The sequence below is a fragment of the Neptuniibacter pectenicola genome, assembly GCF_001597735.1.
In the GTDB taxonomy this organism is placed as follows: domain Bacteria; phylum Pseudomonadota; class Gammaproteobacteria; order Pseudomonadales; family Balneatricaceae; genus Neptuniibacter; species Neptuniibacter pectenicola.
In genome coordinates this window covers 1-500 of sequence record NZ_LUTS01000071.1, presented here as the reverse complement: position 1 = coordinate 500, position 500 = coordinate 1, and the positions used below count along the sequence as shown (strand labels likewise).

Sequence of the window (500 nt, the reverse complement as noted above, 5' to 3'; positions counted from 1 at the left end):
GTCCTTTGGTTTAACTGGTGTGTGGTAACAACAGTTTACCAGTGGATCTCAGGCTTTTTCATTTACCATCCAAAACTATGGGACAGCAGTGGCCTAGGCTCGGTTTTTTTATGCCATCATGATGCTTGTCTGTGCTTGTCTGTGCTTGTCTGTGCTTGTCTGTGCTCGTATGTGGCGGGTTTGGTATGTCCCAAGGTTATCTGTTGCTCTTGTTGTAAGTGTTGCACGGGGCGCTCTATCAGCGGGTTAGTGTTGATGTTGTTTGGCGAGAAAGAAGAGAAGGAGGTAGGTTTAGGGTTGTGTTGGTTTGTCGCTACGGGGTGAACTCTTTTGTGGTAGGGGCTTGAAGCAGGTGTTGTTTGTGTGGCTGTCCTGTGCGTTCGGGTCTATGTGTTGGGGTAGGAGAGTGCGTTGGTTCTGTGTATGACCCGTCCTAAAATACGTTGACGGTTTTTTATTAAAGCCAGTTGAGCATTCAACTGGCTTTTTTATGCACTTCA

1 protein-coding gene is annotated in these 500 nt (G+C 47.0%); it reads left to right on the top strand.

Annotated features, from left to right (window positions below; all coding sequences use genetic code 11):
- On the top strand, positions 1–324 hold a 324-nt coding region (locus A3773_RS18435), incomplete at its 5' end, for a hypothetical protein (RefSeq protein ID WP_231902236.1).
- Positions 325–500: the final 176 nt, after the last annotated feature.